The organism is Polaromonas sp. P1_G2 (assembly GCF_056405515.1).
The window spans coordinates 1-3,593 of record NZ_JBFUBY010000423.1 but is presented as its reverse complement, the minus strand read 5'-3'; the positions used below and the strand labels follow the sequence as shown (position 1 = coordinate 3,593).

Below are 3,593 nucleotides of genomic sequence, written 5' to 3'. Positions count from 1 at the left end.
TCGACATCCTGATCACCCTGGTCTGGGTGGCCTATGCGGTGGTGTTTTTCGGCACACTGGGCGTGCGCAAGGTCAGGCACATCTATGTGGCCAACTGGTTTTACGGCGCCTTCATCCTGGCGGTGGCGGTGCTGCACGTGGTCAACAGCGCCGAGGTGCCGGCCGGCTGGATGAAATCGTATTCGGCCTACGCCGGCGTGCAGGACGCCATGGTGCAGTGGTGGTACGGCCACAACGCCGTCGGCTTTTTCCTGACCGCGGGCTTCCTGGGCATGATGTATTACTTCATCCCCAAGCAGGCGGAGCGGCCGGTCTACAGCTACCGCCTGTCCATCGTCCACTTCTGGGCACTGATCTTCACCTATATGTGGGCGGGCCCGCACCACCTGCACTACACCGCCTTGCCCGACTGGACGCAGTCGGTGRGCATGGTCTTCTCGCTGATCCTGCTGGCACCCAGCTGGGGCGGGATGATCAACGGCGTGATGACGCTGTCGGGCGCCTGGCACAAGCTGCGCGAGGACCCCATCCTGCGCTTCCTGATCGTCTCGCTGTCCTTCTACGGCATGAGCACCTTCGAGGGCCCGCTGATGTCCATCAAGACCGTCAACGCGCTGTCCCATTACACCGACTGGACCGTGGGCCACGTGCATTCGGGCGCGCTGGGCTGGGTGGGGCTGATCTCCATGGGCACGCTGTACTACATGATCCCCCGCCTGTTCGGCCAGAAGCAGATGCACTCGGTGCGCGCCATCGAGGTGCATTTCTGGATGGCCACCGTGGGCATCGTGCTCTACATCGCGGCCATGTGGATCGCCGGTGTGATGCAGGGCCTGATGTGGCGCGCCCTGAACACCGACGGGACCCTGACCTACACCTTTGTCGAATCGGTCAAGGCCACCTATCCCTTCTACGTGGTGCGCTTCTTCGGTGGCGTGCTCTACCTGGGCGGCATGCTGGTGATGGCCTGGAATGCCTGGATGACGGTGGCCCGGGGGCGCCCCGCCCGGGTGGCCGTGCCGGCATTGGCTCACGCCTGACAACAGAAAGAACATCCCATGAAAGACGACAACACATCGGCCGCCGGCTTCTCGCACGAGAAGATCGAAACCAACAACTTCCTGATGATCATCCTGACCGGCCCTTCCGCGCCGAGACGCTGCGCTACGGCCACTACTCGGTGGCCGGCGAGTTTGTCTACGACCATCCCTTCCAGTGGGGCAGCWAGCGCACCGGGCCCGACCTGCAGCGCGTGGGCGGCAAGTACACCGACGAATGGCACCGCATCCACCTGAACAACCCGCGCGACGTGGTGCCCGAATCCAACATGCCGGCCTACAGCTGGCTGGAAAAAACCGCCGTCGACCCCGCCGACTCGGCACCGCGCATGACCGCGCTGCGCAGGGTGGGGGTGCCGTACACCGACGCCGAAATCGCCGAGGCCGCTGCCGTGGTGAAGGGCAAGACGGAAATGGACGCCCTCGTGGCCTATCTGCAAGTCATGGGCAAGGCCCTGAAATAAAGGAAAACAGCCATGGACGTCAATACGCTGCGCATCATCGCCACCCTGTTGTGCTTTGCCACCTTTATCGGCCTGCTGGTGTGGGCCTATTCGAGGCGCAACCGCGAGCGCTTTGAAGAGGACGCAAAGATTCCCTTCCTGCAGGACTAGGGGGCCCGCCATGCAGAACCTCTTCACCGGTTTTTTATTCACCGCACAACACATCGGGTGTGAGCCATGAGCGATTTCACCAACAACTTCTGGTCCTGGTATGTGGCCGCGCTGACCCTGGTCGGCATCATCGGCGCGCTGGTGCTGCTGTGGGCCACGGCCCGCAAAAAAATAGTCCCGAGCAGCGACAACACGACAGGCCACGTCTGGGACGAAGACCTGCGCGAGGCCAACAACCCGATGCCGCGCTGGTGGATGTGGCTGTTCGTCCTGACCGTGGTCTATTCGCTGCTCTACCTGATTGCCTACCCGGGCCTGGGCACCTACCCGGGCGAGATGGGCTGGAGCACGCGCGGCGAATACGAAACCGCGATGGCCAGCGCCGACAAGGAACTGGCGCCGCTGTATGCCGGCTTCAGCGCCAAAAGCGCGGACCAGCTCGCGGGCGATGCCAATGCGATGGCGGTGGGCGAGCGCCTCTTCATGAACAACTGCGCCCAATGCCACGGCTCGGACGCGCGCGGCAGCAAGGGCTTTCCCAACCTTGCCGACGGCGACTGGCTGCACGGCGGCTCGGCCGACAAGATCAAGGAAACCCTGACAGGGGGCCGCAAGGGACAGATGCCGCCCATGGCCGCGGCCGTGGGCACGCCTGACGACGTCAGGAATGTGGCGCAGTACGTGCTGAGCCTGTCGGGCGGCCCGCACGATTCGGTGCGCGCCCAGCTCGGCAAGTCGAAATTCACGGCCTGCGCGGCCTGCCACGGCGTGGATGGCAAGGGCAACACGGCCATAGGCGCGCCCAACCTGGCCGACGACATCTGGCTGCATGGCTGGGGCGAGCAGGCCATCGTCGACATCGTCAACAAGGGCAAGACCAACGAGATGCCCGCGCAGGCCGGCAAGCTTACGGAAGCGCAGATCCATGTGCTGACGGCGTATGTCTGGGGACTGTCCAACAAATCCGCATCCGCCGCGGCGAAACTCTGAGGCGACGGTGACCCAGCTTCCCTTGCGCAAAACCATCCCCATCGTGCCGGTGCAGCCGGCCGGGGAGTCCCTGTACGAGGCGCAGAAGAAGATCTACCCGCGCTCGGTCAGCGGGCTGTTCTCGCGCTGGCGCTGGGCCTTTGTCATCCTGACCCAGCTGTTCTTCTATGGGCTGCCGTGGCTGCAGTGGGGGCAGCGCCAGGCCGTGCTGTTCGACCTGGGGGCGCGGCGCTTTTACCTGTTCGGCTATGTGCTGTACCCGCAGGACTTCATCTACCTGACCGGGCTGCTGGTGGCCAGCGCCTTGTCGCTGTTCCTGTTCACGGCGGTGGCGGGCCGCCTGTGGTGCGGCTTTGCCTGCCCGCAGACGGTGTACACCGAAATCTTTCTCTGGATAGAGCGCAAGGTGGAGGGCGATCGCACGGCCAGGCTGCGGCTGGACGGCGCGCCGTTCTCGCTCGAAAAGCTGGTGAAGAAGTGGTTCAAGCACATCCTCTGGATAGGCGTGGCGATGTGGACCGGCTTTACCTTTGTCGCCTATTTCGTGCCGGCCCGCGAGCTGATCCTGCAGTTCCTGCAAACCAAAATGGGCGGCTGGGAAATCTTCTGGGTCTTGTTCTACGGCTTCGCCACCTACGGCAACGCCGGCTTCCTGCGCGAGCAGGTGTGCAAATACATGTGCCCCTATGCGCGCTTCCAGAGCGCGATGTTCGACAAGGACACGCTGATCGTGAGCTACGACCCCGCGCGCGGCGAACCGCGCGGCGCCCGCTCGCGCCATGCCGACATCAGCGCGCTGTCGCTGGGTTCCTGCGTGGACTGCACCCTGTGCGTGCAGGTCTGCCCGACCGGCATCGACATCCGCGAGGGCCTGCAGTACGAGTGCATAGGCTGCGCGGCCTGCGTGGACGTGTGCGACGGCGTGATGGAC

At 64.2% G+C, this 3,593-nt stretch carries 4 protein-coding genes and 1 pseudogene; all 5 read left to right on the top strand.

Annotated elements, in window-relative coordinates:
- On the top strand, nt 1-1,040 hold a 1,040-nt coding region (gene ccoN / locus AC1D0P_RS24625; protein WP_477679134.1), incomplete at its 5' end, for a cytochrome-c oxidase, cbb3-type subunit I.
- A gap of 98 nt (nt 1,041-1,138) precedes the next feature.
- A pseudogene (locus AC1D0P_RS24620) lies at nt 1,139-1,522 on the top strand (cbb3-type cytochrome c oxidase subunit II); the annotation flags it as partial.
- Between the two features lie 12 nt (nt 1,523-1,534).
- A complete protein-coding gene (locus tag AC1D0P_RS24615) occupies nt 1,535-1,672 on the top strand; it encodes a cbb3-type cytochrome oxidase subunit 3 (protein WP_477651796.1) in 138 nt (45 codons plus the stop codon).
- A gap of 66 nt (nt 1,673-1,738) precedes the next feature.
- Nucleotides 1,739-2,662, top strand: a complete 924-nt coding sequence (gene ccoP / locus AC1D0P_RS24610) for a cytochrome-c oxidase, cbb3-type subunit III (protein ID WP_477679133.1) — start codon at nt 1,739-1,741, stop codon at nt 2,660-2,662.
- 7 nt (nt 2,663-2,669) lie between these two features.
- On the top strand, nt 2,670-3,593 hold a 924-nt coding region (gene ccoG / locus AC1D0P_RS24605), incomplete at its 3' end, for a cytochrome c oxidase accessory protein CcoG (RefSeq protein ID WP_477679132.1).

Bases quoted from the DNA above. Each gene is read 5' to 3' on its own strand.
- ccoP (WP_477679133.1), top strand. From the start codon at position 1,739: ATGAGCGATTTCACCAACAACTTCTGGTCCTGGTATGTGGCCGCGCTG.
- AC1D0P_RS24615 (WP_477651796.1), top strand. From the start codon at position 1,535: ATGGACGTCAATACGCTGCGCATCATCGCCACCCTGTTGTGCTTTGCC.